18 protein-coding genes and 1 tRNA gene are annotated in these 18811 nt (G+C 52.1%); 17 read left to right on the top strand and 2 right to left on the bottom strand.

What is annotated here, in order from left to right; translation table 11 throughout:
* Nucleotides 1-233 precede the first annotated feature (233 nt).
* The 15 genes from L0665_RS04610 to L0665_RS04540 all read left to right on the top strand — a co-directional run bounded on the left by L0665_RS04610 (nucleotide 234) and on the right by L0665_RS04540 (nucleotide 15054).
* Nucleotides 234-1037, top strand: coding sequence for a 2-amino-3,7-dideoxy-D-threo-hept-6-ulosonate synthase (locus L0665_RS04610; RefSeq protein WP_274924529.1), 804 nt, complete (start codon nucleotides 234-236; stop codon nucleotides 1035-1037).
* Nucleotides 1034-1819: a 2-amino-3,7-dideoxy-D-threo-hept-6-ulosonate synthase gene (locus tag L0665_RS04605; RefSeq protein WP_274924528.1), complete on the top strand. Its 786-nt coding sequence runs from the start codon at nucleotides 1034-1036 to the stop codon at nucleotides 1817-1819. Before L0665_RS04610 ends, L0665_RS04605 begins: the two co-directional genes overlap by 4 nt.
* Entirely contained in the window at nucleotides 1816-2802 is a 987-nt protein-coding gene (locus L0665_RS04600; RefSeq protein ID WP_274924527.1) for a 3-dehydroquinate synthase II, read from the top strand. Before L0665_RS04605 ends, L0665_RS04600 begins: the two co-directional genes overlap by 4 nt.
* Nucleotides 2792-3631, top strand: coding sequence for a prephenate dehydrogenase/arogenate dehydrogenase family protein (locus L0665_RS04595; RefSeq protein ID WP_274924526.1), 840 nt, complete (start codon nucleotides 2792-2794; stop codon nucleotides 3629-3631). The genes L0665_RS04600 and L0665_RS04595 overlap by 11 nt, the downstream gene beginning before the upstream one ends.
* Nucleotides 3628-4422: a prephenate dehydratase gene (locus L0665_RS04590; RefSeq protein ID WP_274924525.1), complete on the top strand. Its 795-nt coding sequence runs from the start codon at nucleotides 3628-3630 to the stop codon at nucleotides 4420-4422. The genes L0665_RS04595 and L0665_RS04590 overlap by 4 nt, the downstream gene beginning before the upstream one ends.
* The gene (gene aroA / locus L0665_RS04585) at nucleotides 4419-5690 is read left to right on the top strand and encodes a 3-phosphoshikimate 1-carboxyvinyltransferase (RefSeq protein ID WP_274924524.1); all 1272 of its coding nucleotides are present in this window, start codon (nucleotides 4419-4421) and stop codon (nucleotides 5688-5690) included. The genes L0665_RS04590 and aroA overlap by 4 nt, the downstream gene beginning before the upstream one ends.
* Nucleotides 5687-7069: a shikimate dehydrogenase gene (gene aroE, locus L0665_RS04580; RefSeq protein WP_274924523.1), complete on the top strand. Its 1383-nt coding sequence runs from the start codon at nucleotides 5687-5689 to the stop codon at nucleotides 7067-7069. Before aroA ends, aroE begins: the two co-directional genes overlap by 4 nt.
* A complete protein-coding gene (locus tag L0665_RS04575) occupies nucleotides 7066-8067 on the top strand; it encodes a chorismate synthase (RefSeq protein ID WP_274924522.1) in 1002 nt (333 codons plus the stop codon). The genes aroE and L0665_RS04575 overlap by 4 nt, the downstream gene beginning before the upstream one ends.
* A gap of 22 nt (nucleotides 8068-8089) precedes the next feature.
* Nucleotides 8090-8584, top strand: a complete 495-nt coding sequence (locus tag L0665_RS04570; RefSeq protein ID WP_274924521.1) for a GNAT family N-acetyltransferase — start codon at nucleotides 8090-8092, stop codon at nucleotides 8582-8584.
* 27 nt (nucleotides 8585-8611) lie between these two features.
* On the top strand, nucleotides 8612-9823 hold the full coding sequence (locus L0665_RS04565) for a tRNA (N(6)-L-threonylcarbamoyladenosine(37)-C(2))-methylthiotransferase (RefSeq protein ID WP_274924520.1): 1212 nt from the start codon (nucleotides 8612-8614) through the stop codon (nucleotides 9821-9823).
* Nucleotides 9824-9915: 92 nt separating this feature from the next.
* Nucleotides 9916-10470, top strand: coding sequence for a hypothetical protein (locus tag L0665_RS04560; protein WP_274924519.1), 555 nt, complete (start codon nucleotides 9916-9918; stop codon nucleotides 10468-10470).
* 370 nt (nucleotides 10471-10840) lie between these two features.
* Nucleotides 10841-11692, top strand: coding sequence for an FHA domain-containing protein (locus L0665_RS04555; RefSeq protein ID WP_274924518.1), 852 nt, complete (start codon nucleotides 10841-10843; stop codon nucleotides 11690-11692).
* 55 nt (nucleotides 11693-11747) lie between these two features.
* Nucleotides 11748-13229 (top strand): serine/threonine-protein kinase, encoded by a 1482-nt coding sequence (locus tag L0665_RS04550; RefSeq protein WP_274924517.1) that lies wholly within the window; start codon nucleotides 11748-11750, stop codon nucleotides 13227-13229.
* 172 nt (nucleotides 13230-13401) lie between these two features.
* On the top strand, nucleotides 13402-13773 hold the full coding sequence (locus L0665_RS04545; RefSeq protein WP_274924516.1) for a hypothetical protein: 372 nt from the start codon (nucleotides 13402-13404) through the stop codon (nucleotides 13771-13773).
* 672 nt (nucleotides 13774-14445) lie between these two features.
* Nucleotides 14446-15054: a hypothetical protein gene (locus L0665_RS04540; protein WP_274924515.1), complete on the top strand. Its 609-nt coding sequence runs from the start codon at nucleotides 14446-14448 to the stop codon at nucleotides 15052-15054.
* A gap of 269 nt (nucleotides 15055-15323) precedes the next feature.
* On the opposite strand, the gene L0665_RS04535 is transcribed toward L0665_RS04540, so the two are convergent.
* A complete protein-coding gene (locus L0665_RS04535) occupies nucleotides 15324-15794 on the bottom strand; it encodes a hypothetical protein (RefSeq protein WP_274924514.1) in 471 nt (156 codons plus the stop codon).
* 78 nt (nucleotides 15795-15872) lie between these two features.
* Nucleotides 15873-15945, bottom strand: a tRNA-Ile gene (locus L0665_RS04530).
* 149 nt (nucleotides 15946-16094) lie between these two features.
* On the opposite strand from L0665_RS04530, the gene iorA reads away from it, so the two are divergent.
* Nucleotides 16095-17864, top strand: coding sequence for an indolepyruvate ferredoxin oxidoreductase subunit alpha (iorA, locus tag L0665_RS04525; RefSeq protein ID WP_274924513.1), 1770 nt, complete (start codon nucleotides 16095-16097; stop codon nucleotides 17862-17864).
* Complete coding sequence (iorB, locus tag L0665_RS04520) at nucleotides 17861-18442, top strand: indolepyruvate ferredoxin oxidoreductase subunit beta (protein WP_274924512.1); 582 nt, start codon at nucleotides 17861-17863, stop codon at nucleotides 18440-18442. Before iorA ends, iorB begins: the two co-directional genes overlap by 4 nt.
* The last annotated feature ends 369 nt before the right edge of the window (nucleotides 18443-18811 follow it).

Below are 18811 nucleotides of genomic sequence, written 5' to 3'. Positions count from 1 at the left end.
GGCACAAATATTTATATCTGAGGTCTGACTAATATTCTGGCAATGTGTGAAGAACGAATTTTGCCCGTGTTGGTTTTAAGCCCCAGCACAGGCTCTTCACACTGTACATATCGTTATTATCAGTTTTTTTGGCCCTACTGCGAAGTGAGCGCAATCTTTAACCGGTTTGCGTTTACTCTCTGAAGGTAGGTGCATTTTATTCTGTTCGGCAGCAACTGCCGGGAGAGACTACCATGAGAGGAAAACAAATCCGACTGGAAAGAATCATGAACCGTGACACGGGCGCGACAGTAATCGTTCCCATGGACCATGGGGTATCGAGCGGACCGATTGCAGGCGTCATCGATCTGGATGAGAGTGTGAACCTGGTTGCACAGGGGGGGGCAAATGCGGTTCTCGGCCATATCGGCCTTGCTCTGCATGGTCACCGGAAAGGCGGGCCTGACATCGGCCTGATTCTTCATCTCTCAGCAAGCACGGATATGGGTCCTGATCCGAATAACAAGGTAATCGTAAACACTGTTACCAATGCCCTGAAGATGGGGGCAGACGGTGTGTCGGTGCACTGCAATATTGGTGCTGAATCAGAGGCCCGGATGCTTGAAGACCTCGGCCGCATTGCAGTCGAGTGTATGGAATGGGGTATGCCACTTCTTGCCATGATGTACCCACGGGGACCGAATGTTCTCAATGAGAAGGGGGTAAATGAGGTGAAACATGCGGCACGGGTGGCATCAGAACTCGGTGCTGATATCGTGAAGACCCCGTACACGGGTGACCCGGACTCGTTCCGTGAGGTCACTGCCGGATGCCATGTTCCGGTCGTGGTCGCTGGTGGTGCACGCGGGGATGACTTTGCCACTCTTCAGATGATTGAAGGGGCGATGGAAAGCGGTGCTGCGGGTATCTCAATCGGCAGAAATGCTTTCCAGCACCCACACCCGGACTTGTTTGTCCGTGCGATGGCACAGGTTGTTCATGAACACCGCAGCGCAGAGGAGGCAGCAGAGATCCTTGGGGTAAGGAAGGTTGCATGATTGGGAAAGCCATCCGTCTGGAACGGATCATGGACCGGAATACCGGTCGGTCGGTTATCATCCCAATGGACCACGGGTTCTCAGTCGGGCAGATTTACGGGCTTCATGATATGCCGAAGGTCATCTCCGCAGTGAGTGAGGGTGGTGCGAATGCGATTGTCCTCCATAAGGGCATGGTGCGGCATGGTCACCGGAAGGCGGGATCTGACATCGGTCTCATTGTCCATCTCTCAGCGAGTACATCGCTTAACCCTGACCCGAATGACAAGGTATCAGTATGCTCGGTGGAAGAGGCCATCTCCCTCGGTGCGGACTGTGTCTCCATTCACATCAACCTCGGAGCTCCGAACGAGTCAAAGATGATCGAGGAGGCCGGTGTCATCTCCTGGCAGTGCACCCGCTGGGGCATGCCGCTTCTCGTCATGATCTACCCACGCGGTGATGGCATTGACCCAACAGACCCGGCAGCAATCGGCCTCTGTGTGCGGGTGGCAGAGGAACTGGGAGCTGATATTATCAAGACCAGTTACACCGGTGACCCGGAGAGTTTTGCAGCAATCACCGGTGCCTGTGCAGTGCCGGTATTGGTCGCCGGCGGTGAGAAAGGTGGTGACCTTGAGACCCTTACGCGGATTCGTGAGGCAATAAGTGCAGGTGCGGCGGGTGTTGCGATGGGAAGAAATGCCTTCCAGCGTGATGATCCTGCACAGTTCATTCGTGCCATCACGCACGTGGTTCACCAGGATGCAACACCTGAAGATGCACTCGGGGGCAATGTATGAAGACATTCTGGGTCGATGTCCGCTCCTGTGAAAATGAGTGTGCAACGACGGCCATTGAGCAGGGGGCAGACGCCCTCATTGCAACAGAGTCCGGCCCTCTGCATGCACTTGGGAGAGTGACCGTAATAGCACCGGACGGCGACCTGGTCTTAGGTACTGATGTGTATGAAGTATGTATTGACGGAAAGGAAGGTGAAACAGAGGCACTCCGTCTGGCAAAAACAGCACCGGTGATTGTTACAACCACAGACTGGTCGGTGATTCCGCTGGAGAATCTGGTTTCACAATCCAGTCGCATCATCGCCTCGGTGCACACCGCAGAAGAGGCAGAGATGGCCCTCACCGTTCTCGAACGTGGCACGGCAGGCATCTGCCTTGTGACCGATGACCCGGCAGAAATAATCCGGACTGCTGCCTGTGTCCGTGCCATCACTCCTCACTATGATTTGGTGCCCTTTACGGTGACTGCCATATCGCCGGGTATCATGGGGGACCGTGTCTGTGTCGATACCTGTTCTCTGATGCAGGAAGGAGAGGGGATGCTTATTGGAAATACTTCATCTGCTTTCCTTCTGGTGCAGGCTGAGACGCTGGAGAATCCCTATGTCGCCCCCCGGCCGTTCCGGGTGAACGCAGGGGCGGTGCATGCCTATGTAATGATGGCTGACGGGAAGACCAAATATCTCTCTGAGGTGGTGGCAGGTGACCGCGTGCTTGTGGCCCGTGATGATGGTACCACGACAATGGCAATGGTTGGCAGGGTGAAGACTGAGCGGCGGCCTATGGTCCTTGTTGAAGTGGAGCAGGACGGGATGAAATCATCTCTGGTGCTCCAGAATGCTGAGACTGTCCGTCTTGTAGGTGCCAAAGGAAACGCGATTTCGGTTGCCGTACTAAAACCCGGTGATACCGTTCTTGGGCACCGGCAGCAGGGGGGCCGTCATTTTGGCGTAGCCGTTGAGGAGACGATACGTGAAACCTGACGACAATACCGTGGGCATCATTGGTGGCCGGGGGGAGATGGGTCAGTTCTTCCGGGATGTCTTCGAGAAAGAAGGCTACCGGGTGATTGTCTCCGGGCGTACAACAGAACTATCTTCCCGCGATCTTGTACAGCAGGCACGAATTGTGATTGTCTCTGTCCCGATTCGTGATACGGTGGCCGTTATCGATGATATTGCACCATTCCTCTCCGGTGGTCAGATTCTTTGCGATCTTACTTCAATAAAGCAGAGGGCAATGGAAGCGATGCTTGCCACCCCGGCGCAGGTAATAGGCCTGCATCCGATGTTTGGGCCGGGGGTATCGTCACTTGCCGGTCAGACGGTGATTGCTGTTCCCGCCCGATGCATGCCTGCTGCGGGGGATGAGATTATGGGTCTCCTCTCCCGGCAGGGGGCACGGGTAACGGTTGCAACAGCACCTGAGCATGATCGGATGGTAGCAGTTATTCAGGGTCTGATGCATTTCTCCACGCTCGTTGTCGCAGAGACTATGCGTGAAATTGATGCTTCACCGGAAATGCTGCTCCGTTATCAGAGCCCGATATACCAGATCGAGACCGGGATTGTCGGAAGAATCCTCGGGCAGGATGTGGACCTCTATGGCCCCATCCTCCAGGACAACCCCGAGGTGTGCGAAGTGGTGATGGCATTCTCTGCTGCCGCGGCACGCCTGCAGGAAATTGTCTGCACCCATGATACGAAAGGATTTGCAGCGTTTTTCGAGGAAAATGCTGCATTCTTCGGACCGGTTATCCCTGCGTCTATGGAGACGACGAACCGGCTCATACAGGGACTGGTGGAGAAATGATCCTTGGTTGTCTGGGGCCGGAAGGCACGTTTAGCCATGAGATGGCACGTGCCCTCACTGATGATGAAATCTTCCTCTTTCCGACCATAACGGATGTATTCCGGGCGGTAACAGAGGCAAAGTGTGACGGTATCGTGCCGGTGGAAAATAGTGACGCCGGTGCAGTCGGCCCGGTGATGGATTGCCTGTTTCGTGCCCCGGTTTTTATCACCGGTGAGGCCTACCTCCCGGTTGTTCACCATTTTGCAGCAGCTGTGCCTGCAGATCAAATAACTGCTATCTATGCTCACCCGCAGGCACATGATCAGTGTCTCCGGTTCACTGAAGGTCTTGGTGTGCCGGTCATCCATACGGAGAGCAACAGTGCAAGTGCTGCAATGGCCACCTCTCATCCTGGCACCGGTGCCATTACAACAGAGACCGCTGCCTGTATGGCCGGGCTGCCTCTGCAGCAGCGCAGTGTCCAGAACACGAGAGACAATACTACGCGGTTTCTGCGCATCTCGGCACACCGTCCCGAAACCCGGCCAATGACTGGCAAGTGTTCATTGATAATTGATCCTGGTGCAGACCGTCCGGGACTCCTGTATGAACTGTTGGGAGTGTTTGACCGGTGCGGTCTGAATCTCACCCGTATCGAGTCACGACCATCCAAACGGGCCATGGGGAATTATATTTTTTTTATTGACGTGGAGATTGGCCCCGGTCTCCCGGAGGCGCTTGAGGCAGTCGGGGAACTGGCCCTCGTCAAAGATCTTGGGTGGTACGGCAGACTGGAGGGAAAAAAATGAGTCTCCACCTCCTGGCAGTCTCCGGAATTCGGGCATGTATCACTGCGCCGCCTTCAAAGAGTTACACGCACCGGGCCCTCATTGCAGCCGCATGTGCGGATGGCACATCGGTTATTCATGACCCGCTGGAGTCAGAGGACACAATGGTGACCATCACTGCTCTCAGACAACTAGGGGCAGAGATTACCGTCACCGGCACGGGTGATCTGGTGGTAAAGGGCACCGGGGGAAATTTTTCTGTATCTCCCGGATGCACCATCGACTGCCGCAGTTCCGGCACCTCCATGCGATTGCTCCTCTCCCTCTCTCTTCTTGCAGATGGGCCTGTACGCCTGACAGGGAGCCCGCGAATGCAGACACGGCCGGTAGCCCCTCTGGTGAATGCACTGAATAGTGCAGGTGGGAAGATCCGATACCTGAAGGAATTCGGGTTCCCGCCGGTCTGCGTGGATGGGTTTTTTCGGGGAGGTAAGATGGAGATAGACGCATCTCTGAGCAGTCAGTTCCTTTCTTCTGCACTGATGACGGCTCCATGTGGGGAAAGGGAGACAGTGATCACCACTCCCGACAAACCTGCATCACGGGCCTATCTTGATATCACGGCAGAGGTGATGGCAACCTTCGGTGTTCCGGTGGGACGGGATGGATACCGTCACTTCTCTGTATCTCCGGGTGGGTATCATCCGGCAGAGTATACTGTTGAGGGAGACTACACCTCTGCCTCGTATTTCTTTGCAATCGCTGCTGTCTGTGGTGGGACGGTGGAGGTTACCCATCTGAATCCTCTCTCCTGTCAGGGTGACCGGGTATTTCTCACCCTGCTTGCAGAGATGGGATGTCGGGTCACGGAAGGAGTGGGTTCAGTTACGGTCACATCGGATGGCAGGCTAAGGGGTATTACCGTCGCCATGGAAGATGCACCGGATGTTGTCCTGACGCTTGCAGCAGTTGCCCCTTTTGCAGACGGGCCGACTACTATCACCGGCATTCACAACCTGCGGGTAAAAGAGAGCGACCGGATTGCTGCGCTGGTTCATATTGCAGCCCTGGGTGGTGCGGTGACAAATGTATCAGACAATTCTGTCACCATCATTCCCGGGAGGTTGCCGGGTGGTGGTCTCATTGACCCGGAGGATGATCACAGGACTGCGATGAGTGCTGCCGTGGTTGCACTGAAACGAGGCGATGTGGGTATCATGCATCCGGAATGCGTGAATAAATCCTATCCTGGATTCTGGGATGCACTTCGGGAAGGGGGAATCCTGTGAGACTTGTTCTCATAGGTCCCCGGGGCAGTGGAAAGACAACCACGGGTGTCCTCCTTGCAGAGGCTTTGGGCTACCGGTTCTTCGACACTGATGTGATGGTGGAGAAGGCAGAGGGGATGGATATCCCTGCAATCTTTGCCGAACGGGGAGTATCCGCATTCCGATCTGCTGAAAATGCAGCCATTCGGGCATTGCCGGTGGATGGAGCAGTGGTTGCAACTGGTGGCGGGGCTGTCCTTTCCGGCAAAAATGTGCAGTTCCTTCGCGCTGGCAGCCTCACCGTGTTTCTGGACGCAGATGATGCTGTCCTTGCAGCACGGACAGAAGGCAGCACCCGCCCGCCGTTAACCGGCTTTTCCCATGCAGAAGAGGTGGCCGCAGTCAGGAAGGCCCGGTTGCCACTCTATCGGGGAGCAGCCGACTTCTGTATTGATACCGGTGGTCTCTCACATGCTGATGTCGTCAGTCGTATACAGGCATGTATAGAGGAACGCCGGTCAGGTATGGTATACAGAGAATTTGTCACATTTCTTCAGCAGACCCGTATGGAGAGGGGTGAATGGAAAATGACCAAAGATTGCCTCTGTGGAATGGAAGGGATGCCCCTGCATGGAATTTTTGCGGTCATTGGCAATCCCTGTCTGCATAGCAGGAGTCCTGAACTTTTCACTGCCCTTTTTGCTACCTGTGGGGTTGATGGTGTCTATACCCGTATCGAGTGGCCCGACCTCGGTGCCATTATGGCGGTGGTCCGGGCAACCGGGTGTAAAGGGCTTTCTGTGACCATTCCGTTCAAATCAGATGTCATGCAATACTGTGATGAGATAACAGCAGATGCACAGGAGATTGGTGCGGTGAATACGGTTGTCCGGTGTGGTGACCGTTTTGTAGGTGGAAATACTGACTGGATGGGTATCCGGGAACCGCTTGCAGACATCCCGTCCGGCCATGCGGTGGTATTCGGGGCCGGAGGTGCTGCCCGTGCTGCAGTATATGCTCTGCAGGATATCGGGATGGACGTGACTGTGCTGAACAGGACGGTGGAACGGGCCCAAAGCATCGGCCGACATTTTGGATGTGAATATGGCACGCCTGATGCATATGTTCCGGAGAAGACCGATGTGATTGTGAATGCAACCCCGGTGGGTATGGAGGGACGTGGTGGCAGTGTCCTCAGTAAAGGTGACCTTCGGGCACACCAGACCGTCTTTGATCTCGTCTATACCCCACCGGAGACAGAACTTCTTCGGAATGCACGGGCAGCAGGCTGCCGCTGTATCCAGGGTACAGAGCTGTTTGTATATCAGGCACAGGAACAGATGCGGCTCTTTACGGGAATTACTGTAGATGCTGAGATGATACGGGAGATACTGGGATGAATACGTTTGGACGATATTTTCGTTGTACGGTGTTTGGCGAAAGCCACGGGCCGGCGCTGGGTGTAGTCGTTGATGGCTGCCCTCCGCAGATACCCTTTGGCATGGAACACCTGAAACCTCTGATGGAGCGACGACGCCCGGGGAAAAGCCCTCTCTCCACACCTCGCCAGGAGCAGGATGAGGTGGAGATTCTTTCTGGAATTTTTGAGGGAAAAACAACCGGTATGCCGGTGGCGATGATCACCCGAAATCATGACGCACAGAGTGGTGCGTATGACACCCTCCGTGATACTGCACGGCCGGGTCATGCTGACCTTGCCTATCACCAGAAATATGGATGCCGTGATCATCGGGGCGGCGGCAGAAGTTCGGGCCGGGAGACTGTTTCACGGGTGATGGCCGGCGCCCTTGCGATGCAGGTGCTACTCCGCCAGGGCACCCATATTGAAAGCAGAATCTGCGAGATTGGCGGCGAGTCTGACCCGGAACGTTTTGAGGAGATAATCCTCCGGGCCAAAGAAGAACATGACTCTGTGGGTGGGATTCTGGAAGTAACTGCCACCGGTTGCCCGCCCGGGCTTGGTGCACCTGTGGCCGGTAAACTCGATGCTGAGATTGCCCACGCGATGCTCTCCATTGGTGCGGTGAAGGGTGTGGAAATTGGGTCCGGTTTTGCCGCGGCCCGGATGCGAGGTTCGGTCCACAATGACGCGATTACCTCTGCGGGATATGCGTCCAACAATGCCGGCGGTATTCTCGGCGGTATCTCAACCGGTGCTCCTGTCATAGTACGGATTGCGGTGAAGCCGACCCCTTCCATTGCACAACCGCAGCAGACAGTCACGATGGATTTGAAGGATACTACCGTCACCGTGAAGGGTCGGCATGACTCCTGTATTGTGCCACGGATAGGGGTTGTCGCAGAGAGTATGCTTGCTCTTGTTCTTGTCGATGCCCTCTGTGAACAGGATGTTGTTCTGTCTTTCCGGTCACGGTGAGGGTTAGGGGATGAAGGTGAGGATGATGGAAGATGTTGGCGTCTCAATCCGGCAGTATACAGACGATGACTTTGCCGCTGTCTGTGCCCTCAATGGAGAGGGGCAGACTGTATCCTATGATGGGGCGGTTTTTGTTCGGCAGGCAGGTGCCCTGTACGGGTCGACGTTTCTCTGCGCCGTCTGTGATGGTGTGGTCTGTGGATATAGCATCGGTGCACCGGTCACCGGTGGTGGTGTGGCATGGGTCATCCGCCTCGGGGTGCTGCCGTCTCGCCGCGGCCTTGGGATTGGCCGTGCCCTGATGAAGGCCCTTGAAGAACGTTTTGAAGCTTTGGGGATATGGGAACTATCTCTCTCTGTGCATCCGGAAAACAAGCATGCCCGGTCCCTGTATGAGTCACTGGGCTATATGGTCACAGAGACTGTTTGTGGATACTTTGGTGAAGGGGAAGATCGTCTGATTATGAAAAAGGTCCTTAATTCTGCAAAATCCTCATCATTATCTCCCTGTCGGTGAAACATTATTCCATGAAACGGAGCAGATATGGATACCCTGCGAAATAAGACAATCTACGCCGAATCATATGGCTGTACGTTCAATCATGCTGATACTGAGAAGATAATCGCTCTTGCCGAGAGGCAGGGTTGTGTACAGGTGCCGGCTGAAGAGGCAGAGTGCATCATCATCAATACCTGCACGGTTGTGGGGGCAACCGAACGGACGATGCTGCGCCGCATTTGTTCATATGCTGGAAAGGAGATTGTTGTTACCGGGTGCATGCCGGTAGTCCAGCGTGACCTTTTGCTTGAAACAGATCCCTCTCTGCACCTTATTCTGCCGGAGGATATGTATGCGAGATGCCCTGAAGTGGGGGCGATGACCGACCCCCACACCGGTGTGGTCCAGACCGGCACCGGTTGTCTCGGGTCGTGCAGTTACTGCATCACCCGGGCGGCCCGTGGTCCGCTGAAGAGTTTTTCTGCGGAAGCTATTGTCGCTGAAGTGGAACGGCTGGCAGCACAGGGTGCTTATGAAATTCAGCTCACCGGGCAGGATGTGAGTGCCTGGGGTATGGATATTGGGCAGGACCTTGCATACCTGCTGGAGCAGATTGCCGGTGCAAAGGGTGATTTCCGTCTTCGTGTAGGGATGATGAATCCTGCGACAGCCGGTCGTATCATTGACCGCCTTGCACCCGCATTTGTGCATGAGAAGATCTTCGGATTTGTGCATCTGCCGGTGCAGTCGGGGTCTGATGCCGTCCTCGCGTCAATGAACAGGGGATATACGTCAGCAGTGTTTGAAGCGGTGGTAGCAGCATTCCGTGCAGAAATACCCGATGTACGTGTTTCAACAGACATCATTGCAGGATTTCCCACTGAGGGGTGCCGCGAGTTTGATGAGACCCTGGAGATGCTTGACCGGGTGCGCCCGACCAAGGTGAATATTACCCGTTTTTCTGTCCGCGATGGGACACCTGCTGCTCTCCTTCACGACCTTCCCGACTGGGTTAAAAAGGAACGGTCACGTGCACTGACTCATCTCACCGACCGCATTTATGATGAGGGGAATCTCCGCTGGATTGGGCGTGAACTGCCTGTTTTAGTCACAGAGCAGAGGAAATCCGGGTCGGTTATTGCACGGGATGCCACCTACCAGAATATTGTTATCAAAGAAGAGTTCCCGTTGGGAACCCGTCTTCAGGTGAAGGTGACGGGGCACCATCGCCATTACCTGCTGGCAGAACCTGTCTGAATTATCTCTCCCTTTTTTGTAATGACTCCTTTATTTTCCATTGGTTCAATCTTTGCGAAGAGTTAATACCTATTTTTGCATAACGATTCCATATGCAGGGTTCATGCGATCTGGAGAAGATTGAAGAAGGGTTTCAGGCAGCAATTGCCTGTGCGAAGAAGAGTACAGAAGGGGTCGATGCCCTCTCCCCGGAGATTCATGAGAACGTTGAGGCACTCATTTCACGTCTTACAGCAGATGCTGCAGCGATTGTTCCCACAGCGGGCCTCTTGATGATGCTCAGGGGAAAACAGGACGGAAAGGGAGAACTCTATGACACCGTCTACTTTGACCAGAAAATGCTGATTTTGGGAAAGACAGATCCTCTGCCTTATCGCCCGGATGACAGCACAAAAAAGGTTGATAACCAGTATCTTGTGCTGGGAGAGGATGGTATCTTCTCTGAACTGATGTATAGCAGTGATGGATTTATAATTGATGTGTACCAGAAAGAACTTTCAGCAGATGATGCGATTGCCCTGTATGGTTTCGAAGCGGCAGTGATGCTCTATAAGGCTGTGCAGCAGTATGCAAAGGATGAATCCGGCCTGCATGAAGCAATGGGAAAAGTCCTTGAATTTCTTCTTGCAGAAGAAAAAGACATCTAAAACTAAAATATATTAATAATTTTGTTGCCTTTTTTTGTGCAAAAAGGAGCAGTTGATTCTATTGGCAGGTGTAGGGGGCGTATGTATGGAACCACCTGGTTCCATCTCGGAACGTTTTCCGCTGTATAGTATTATAGGCCTTCCGGGGTACATCTTCTTCAGATGCATCTCCATCCACAGGCATGTTTATCGGGAAGCTATTGAGGATGTGTCCCCTTTGCTTTTTGTATATGCGGGTCTTGTTTTGGTATCGGCAGGTGGAAGGCGAGTGAAGACTCACTGATTGCCATCCATTGCAGGGATAATGGGAAACCCAGTGTGTTTGTCATTATTCAGGCATATGACGGGGAAAGGGAAGAGGAGTGATGAAATGCAGGATAACGATTTGATGAATGAGACAGTGGTTGCGGCAAATGATCCGGAATGCTATGATGACCTCTCTCTCTACCTGAATGCGCTCTCAAATCCGACACGCCTGAGGATCGTGAAGGTGCTGGAAGCAGGACCGATGGATCTCCGGGAAATTTCCGGTCACATTGGGACAAGCTATGAGAATACAAAAAAGCATATGGTCAAACTCCTGAATACCGGTGTTGTGAAAAAAGAAGCTGGCATTGGTCGGTGTACTTCCAAAGGTGCCCTTCCCGTCTGGAAATATTCACTCGTTTCGGGGGGGATAGAGATGGTTATCAGAAATCTGGGCATCTTCAGTAACATCGATGTAAGAATTGCAGGTGGCGCCTTTGCAAAAAAAGCGGAGGAGACACGCCGGATGGTTGCCATTGAGTATGCGGGTGATGCACCTGTTCTTGTGATGCCGGAAGAGACTGAGGTGGTCGTTGTCTTCCCCCTTACTGATGGGGAAATTCATATGGGACGGGCCGATGCTTCTGATATTCCCGTTCGTGAAACGGATGGGCCTGATTTCCCTGCTACATATATCCCTGCCACACCCGCCCGCCCGGATGCAAAAATTGTCCTTTCCCGGCGGTATGATGCGGTGACCCGTGTTTCAAAGCCCCATGGAATTATCAGGAAAAGTGATTCGGGATGGATGTATGAGGACTGCAGAAGCACCAGCGGTTCGTATATCAATGATGTGCAGGTCATTCCGGGTGCCCCGCATCCGTTGAAAGATGGAGATGTCCTTGAACTTGCACGGGGCATGAAGGGCGCACGTTTTCGTTTTATTTTGGGAGATACACAGGAGTTGGAGAGGTAACGGAGATTTGAGGCACTCTGAAGGATTATCCCCCGGTTTCTGGTTCATTTATGTGTTGGCTATCATACTTGTCGCCGTTATGTGTACCGGCACCTGTGCGGCAGTTGTCAGTGATATGTCTGATGGAGGGGGACATGGGAATGTGGTGAACCTGATCGCAGGAAATAATTCCCCACCAGATGATGGTGCTCCCACGCCCGAAGCCACCCACCGGATGATGCCGGGTGTAAACAATCGGACGGGTGATATGGATTCGATGGGCGCAATGCGGCGAGGTCTCCTCTCCGACAATACAACAGTTATTTTGTGGGGTTATGCAGACGGTCAACAGGGTTCCCTGCCTGTTATTCTCCAGCTGAATGATGTAAATGAGACAAATGATGTAAATGAGACTATTTCTGAAGTTAAGGAACCAACCCGGATAACTCAGACACCACAGGGGGTATCCCGTACGAATGAGGGAAATCAATTTCTTCAGTTTCTGAACCGGAACGGGATAAATCCGGTTCTGCTGTTCGTCGTCGTGGGTATTCTGGCAGCTGTGGGTGGAGCATTGCTGTACCGGGGTATTGCAGGGAAACGGCACAGAAGAAATGTTGCCCATGATGTAGATGCGGTTGGTGATGCTGATGAGACGGTTGCCATGACATCGTCGTGGTACAACCAGTCGTTTCCCAATGAGACAACGGTGATGGACGGATCACTGGGTTCGACATATTTTCCGCTGCCACTTACTGAGCGCTATCAGGATGTCAGATTTGTAGGGAAAGGAGGTGTTGCACGGGTTTTTTGTGCAAAAAGGCGTATTGACGGAGAGGAGGTTGCGGTGAAAGTCCCCATCAGTTTTGATGAGGTGACCGGGAAGATGTTCTTAAAAGAGATGCGCATCTGGGAACGTCTGTCCCATCCGAACATTGTGACCCTTTTTTCCGTGAATATCCTGCCGGTGCCCTTTGTCGAGATGGAGTATCTGCCGGGGTCGCTTGCAGAGAAGTCCCTCCCGTTGGAACCTGCGGGGGCAGTGGGGATTATCCGTGGCATTGCAGAAGGCATTGCATATGCCCATTCCAACGGCATTATTCATCGTGATATCAAACCCCAGAACATTCTCATTACGAGTGATGGTGTGCCAAAAATTTCTGACTGGGGACTTGGGACTCTCCTTACGGATGGGCATGAAACAACCACATTTGGTTTTTCACTGAACTATGCAGCGCCGGAGCAGGTTGCCCCCACCCGTTTCGGGTCACCTGATGAACGCACTGATGTCTATGGCGTCGGTGTGGTGTTCTATGAATGTGTGACCGGTGTTCGTCCGTTCTCTGAGACTGGTGTGGCTGAGATGACATCTGCGATTCTGGAGAGTATTCCCCGGGCACCTTCTGCATTCAATCCTTCTCTGCAGCCGTTGGATGAGCTCATTCTCCGATGTCTGGAGAAAAATCCTGATGACCGTTACCCATCAGCAGAAGAATTGATACACGCACTGGATGCAGCAGGGAATGCATATCCGTCGGACGCCGAAAACGGTGTATGACTATTTTCTTCTATTTTATCGTTTGTTTTGATGTATGGAACAATCTGGTTCTCCGGTGGGAACATTCCCATTTTGATCATTTATACCTGACCGGGTGAATGTATTTAGAGAGTGGGGGGTCGCTTCTGGCGGCCAGTCCCGCATCCGCTGTAACGAAAGAGGAGTGTTTTAGATGAAAATGAGTTATAAGAAACTATTGGCAGGCCTTGTTGGGATGCTCTGCCTGGTTGCATTCGTCATCTCTCCGGTGAGTGCCGGGATGGGAATGGGTGCAGGCAATGGCCCTGCTACAGACTGCGTCGGCGATTGTGACCAGACATGTGACCAGACGTGTGATCAGACATTTGACCAGATTCGCGACCGGACACGTGATCAGACGTGTGATCAGACATTTGACCAGATTCGCGACCGGACATGTGACCGGACATGTGACCAGATTCGCAACCAGACATGTGATCAGTTAATGGAGAATCGTCTTGCAATGCCTGAAGGGCAGGGCATTGGGTCCGGATACAAATACCAGGGACAGGCGTCAACTGAGTGAATGATGAGTGATTTGGGCATACCAATTAAGATGGGTGCCCGGATTCTTCATATTCCGGGACAACCTGCCTGCAGTGCCTGATGTTTACCAAACAAAACCAATCCAACTGCAGCATGAGTATTCCCGAAAACAAATATTTTTGGCATGCCGAATAGGTGCCACTCTCTCTGAACTACTGGAGGGAATCATTTTTGTTAAAAATGAATTCAGCAATGAAAGAGATATACGTCTGAAAAAAGATTGACAGATAAGGGTGGTGAGTCTTTTTTCCCTCAATTGACGATCGCATAAGATATGTTCTTCCGCGGCTGAATAGATGCTCCCCGTCAATATTCTTGTGATGCACACTTTTCTTCATACATTATTCATGCCTTCAGAGTGGTGCGTATGCTCTTTATTTTCCGGCATATTGGTATAATGCCTCACATCACCTGAATGAAGTGGGTACACCATGAATCTGCACGTCAGCAAAGTCTCCTGACATGTTGTCTGTTCCGGATTTCTGAATATTTGTTGTATTCTCCTGATTTGCAGTATGCAACCATCCGGTTCTTCAGTGAAATCATTCCTATTTTGATCATTTATACCTGACCGGGTGGATGTATTCAAAGGGAGCGGGGACTGCCAGGGGCGGTCTTCTGCACCATTCAAAGAAATATAAGGTGAATCCAGATGATTAAGCATTCTAAGATACTATTGGCGGGCATTGCAGTGACACTATGTCTTTCTGCTCTCCTTATCTTCCCGGTGGGAGCATCGGGGATTAACATGAGTACAGGCAGTGCTCCTGCGACAGATGGTATTGCTGATCCCGTTCAGCATGTTATGGAAGTTCTTTCAGTTTTTGAAGAGCAGGACATTGACGTAACGGAAATCCGCGCTACGCTTGAATCAGGCGACATGGTCGCGGTCCATGCATTAATGGGTGACCTCTGCGATACAAACTTCTCTGATAGTGATGACGGTCAGCACTTCCAGAGCGTAGATGATATCGTTGATGAGATCTGTGCTGGTGAATATGGCCCTGGCGGGGACCGCCTCGGTGAGAGAAAACGTGTAGAGCAGGTGGGGGGACACATCAGCATGTTTGAAGAACAGGATATTGATGTGACTGCTCTCCGCACCGCCTTTGAATTGGGTGATATGGCTGAAGTCCGCGCACTGATGGCAGATATTCATGATGAGTGTATGTCGGAAGGGACTGTGATCTGCTGTGAAGGAGGGAATATGACAGGTTCCGGACTTAATTCATCTGTCTGTGGAGAAGGATCTGCTAAATAAATGAGCAGAATACCGGTAAATGGTAAAGAGTCAGATACCCTGATAATCCATTATCTTTTGGAAAATACCAGCAGGAGTATACCTGATGTATAGCCCACCTGCCCCCTGCCCAACCCACTGGTATCAGAATATTCTGGTATGACGGAGAGAAATTTCATACGTATCCGTAACCTTGGGTGGATTTTTACACCCCCTTTTTTTAAAGCGTTCAAAATAAAAAACCGGATGAGAAAAAGTTTGACAAAAAAAGGGTGATAATATCAGCCGGATTATTTTTTGATATCAAACATCGGAAACATGGGTTTAAGGAAATCGTCTTCTCCTTTGCCAAGAGCTGAAATTTGGCTTTCATGGCTGAATGCATGCCCGTCGTTGTCTTTCCATGTGATGACAACCCTTGCTTCACGGATCATAGCATCGAGAGAATGGGTATGTTCCTCATCTGCAGGAATTTCAGAAATATCATATTCAATATCGAGCGGAACAACTGCAACATGAATTTGTATGGCACTGGTGTTACCTGAGTTTCTAATAATAATGTTTTTTGCATTCGGGCTGAGCTTTGCTGTCAGCTCGGGAATTTCGCCGATCTTTTTTCCAATCATGGTAAGGTAGGCAGTCATGCCGACGATCAGTATGATCATAACACCGATGCTTGCAAAAAACATCCCGATGATTGCAAGATATACGAAGACTGCAATACCAGCGATGAAGACAGCTGCTATCTGTCGTGTGTCCATACACTGTATTGTGAGGCGCTCCTTATTAAGGAAATGAAATGAACCGGATGACTCTCATCATCAAAAAAATAAAGAATATGGGCCCGGTGCGACTCGAACGCACGACCTCCCGGTTATCAGCCGGGTGCACCACCAACTATGCTACGGGCCCACTCGTAGAATTACCTAATTAGATGGGATAGTGAGGTAATTAAGCGTTTTGTTTTGTTTCCGGAGTCTTGCCCCTGTCTTTGTGAAGTGACTGGTGGCGCAGCGGATCAGAATAGTATAAACCCTGTTTTCTCATACCTTTTGTCAGGTATGAATATTCGATATATGCTGGGGAATGAGGTGATTGCCCAGGCGTGCCTGGAAGCAGAGATTGACTTTGCGAGCGGGTACCCCGGGACTCCTTCATCAGAAGTAATAGACTATCTCCGCCATCAGAAAGACCGTGATTTCTACGTTGAATGGTCAGTAAATGAGAAAGTTGCCTTTGAAAATGCCCTTGCCGCGGCATGGACGGGTATCCGTTCTCTTGTCACGATGAAGCATGTCGGGCTCAATGTGGCAGCAGATCCGCTTCTCACCAGTGCCTACACTGGTGTCACCGGTGGGTTTGTGATTCTCTCTGCTGATGACCCGTATGCCCACAGTTCGCAGAATGAACAGGATAGCAGGCGGTATGCCCTCTTTGCAAAGATTCCGTGCCTGGACCCTGCAAGTGTCCGCGAGGCGCATTCGATGATGAGAGCGGCTTTTGCGATTTCAGAAGAAGTGGGTTTGCCAGTGCTCTTCCGGCCGACAACGCGCATATGCCACTCAAAAAGTGATGTTGAACCGGATGTTCCGGGCACCGGACACCGAATCGGATCCTTTGAGCGCAACCCACAGCAGTATGTGGTAATTCCGAAACATACGCGGGTGCTGCACAAAAAGCTCAACGAAAAACAGCCGGCCATTGCGGAGATGTTCGTTGATAGAGGGTTCAACACTGCAGAGGTGCGCGGAACAACTGCCATCATCAGTGGTGGAATTGCGGCCTCCTATGCAGAAGAATTGATCTCTGACGACGTATCGTTTGCAAAGATCGGTGCCTATCCTATAGATGCTGCATGGCTCAAAGCGTTTGTGGACCAGCATGAGACGGTGCTTGTCATCGAGGAACTTTCGCCGGTAATTGAAGAGGCCGTCCGCATGGCAGCGACAACAACTGTGGTGCACGGAAAGATGGACGGTCACCTTCCGTTTGAAGGTGAACTATCTCCTGCTGCAGTAGCGCAGGCGATGACATCGGCAGGATTCGCTCCCACAAAGACATATCCTGTGGTACCCCCTGAAGAAGGAATCCCTGCCCGCCCACCACTTCTCTGCGCTGGATGTGGACATCGTGCGGTCTTCTATGCGATGAAAAAAGTGTTTAAAGATGGTATCTTCCCGAGTGACATCGGCTGTTATACTCTGGGTATTCAGCTCGGCATGGTGGATACAACCATCTGCATGGGCGCGTCCATCACGGTCGGAAGTGGCATCGCACATTCCGGTGAGATGCGGCCGGTGGTATGCACCATCGGGGACTCGACCTTCCTGCACACCGGTATTCAGGGTCTTTTGAATGCGGTATACAATGGTGCCAATATGACAGTGGTTATTCTCGATAATCGTATCACGGCGATGACCGGCCACCAGCCCAACCCAAATACAGGGGTGACTGCCACCGGGGTTGCCTCTCCTCCGGTTTCTATTGAGGCGATATGCCGTTCAGTTGGCGCACCATGGGTTGAGACGGTCAGTTCCTATGATCTCACCGGTCTAATGCAGGCACTGCAGACCGCAAAGGACCGTGAGGGTGTGAAGGTGATCGTTGCCCGGCAGCCATGTGTGATTGCCGCACGCCGTGAGGGCATCCGCCGAAAACCATATGTGGTAGACCCGGAGATCTGTACCGGCTGTGGACTCTGTGTGAAGTTTGGGTGCCCGGCAATTGAATTCCATGACGGGAAGGCGGTTATTACGAGCCTCTGCAGTGGTTGTTCAGTTTGTGCTGACATCTGTCCCGCGGGGGCAATTCATAAGGGAGGTAAACAATGAAAGAATCCTTTGATGTCCTTATTGTCGGAGTCGGTGGTCAGGGGACCATTCTTGCCTCAAACATACTGGGTGAGGCATGTCTGGTTGCCGGGGTGTCGGTTCGTGGCGCAGAGACACATGGTATGGCACAGCGCGGAGGGTCTGTTGAGACACATATCCGGATCGGCGGTGTCTATGGACCCCTCATTTCGCCGGGTACTGCAGATCTCATCATCTCGTTTGATCTCTTAGAGGCACTCCGGTACCGTCATTTCCTCAAGACTGGTGGTACTATCATCACCAGTGATGCAGTTGTTATACCGACGTCAGCCTTCACTGACGGCGCAGAGGTGCCAACAACAGATGAGATTATGGAACGTCTGGGGGATGTCTCATGTACAGCGATTGATGCGGCTGGTCTCGCTGTTGAGGCCGGCACAATTCTCGCACAGAATGTGGTGATGCTTGGTGCAGCGTCTCACGCGCTGCCGCTGAGTGTTGAGGCACTCAGAGAGGCCATCTCCCGGTGTGTGCCGCCGAAGACAGTTGAAACCAATATCCGGGCTTTTGAACTGGGCCGGGCGTGTTTGGAACAATAATCCTGACTCTTTTTTTATTTCCGGCTCTTTAGAAATGCTGCGAAGCGAAAGAAAACATGTGTATGTGTGTAAACCCAGTCAAATAAATATTGGAAACGGGAACTCCTGCCCCACCGCTGTTTTTTGCAACCCTCTATCCACCCATTTTGACCTCCTCCGTTGGGGAATTGGGAGGCAAAATGGACGTATTTTTTGCTCATCTTAACTGCAGGAAAAACACGGTTGTAATGCCTTTTATTTGCTAAAATGGCGATTTATTGTGGAATACTATGGGGTTGCTATTGTTGGATATTTTTGGGGGACGTATAGGTTGCCTCCGGCTGAGAATATCCCACTCCGGGCTTCTGTGTGGATGTGTTTTACCAAGGT

The sequence above is a fragment of the Methanogenium marinum genome (genome assembly GCF_028912405.1).
In the GTDB taxonomy this organism is placed as follows: Archaea; Halobacteriota; Methanomicrobia; order Methanomicrobiales; family Methanomicrobiaceae; genus Methanogenium; species Methanogenium marinum.
This window is presented reverse-complemented; position numbering and strand designations above follow the sequence as displayed.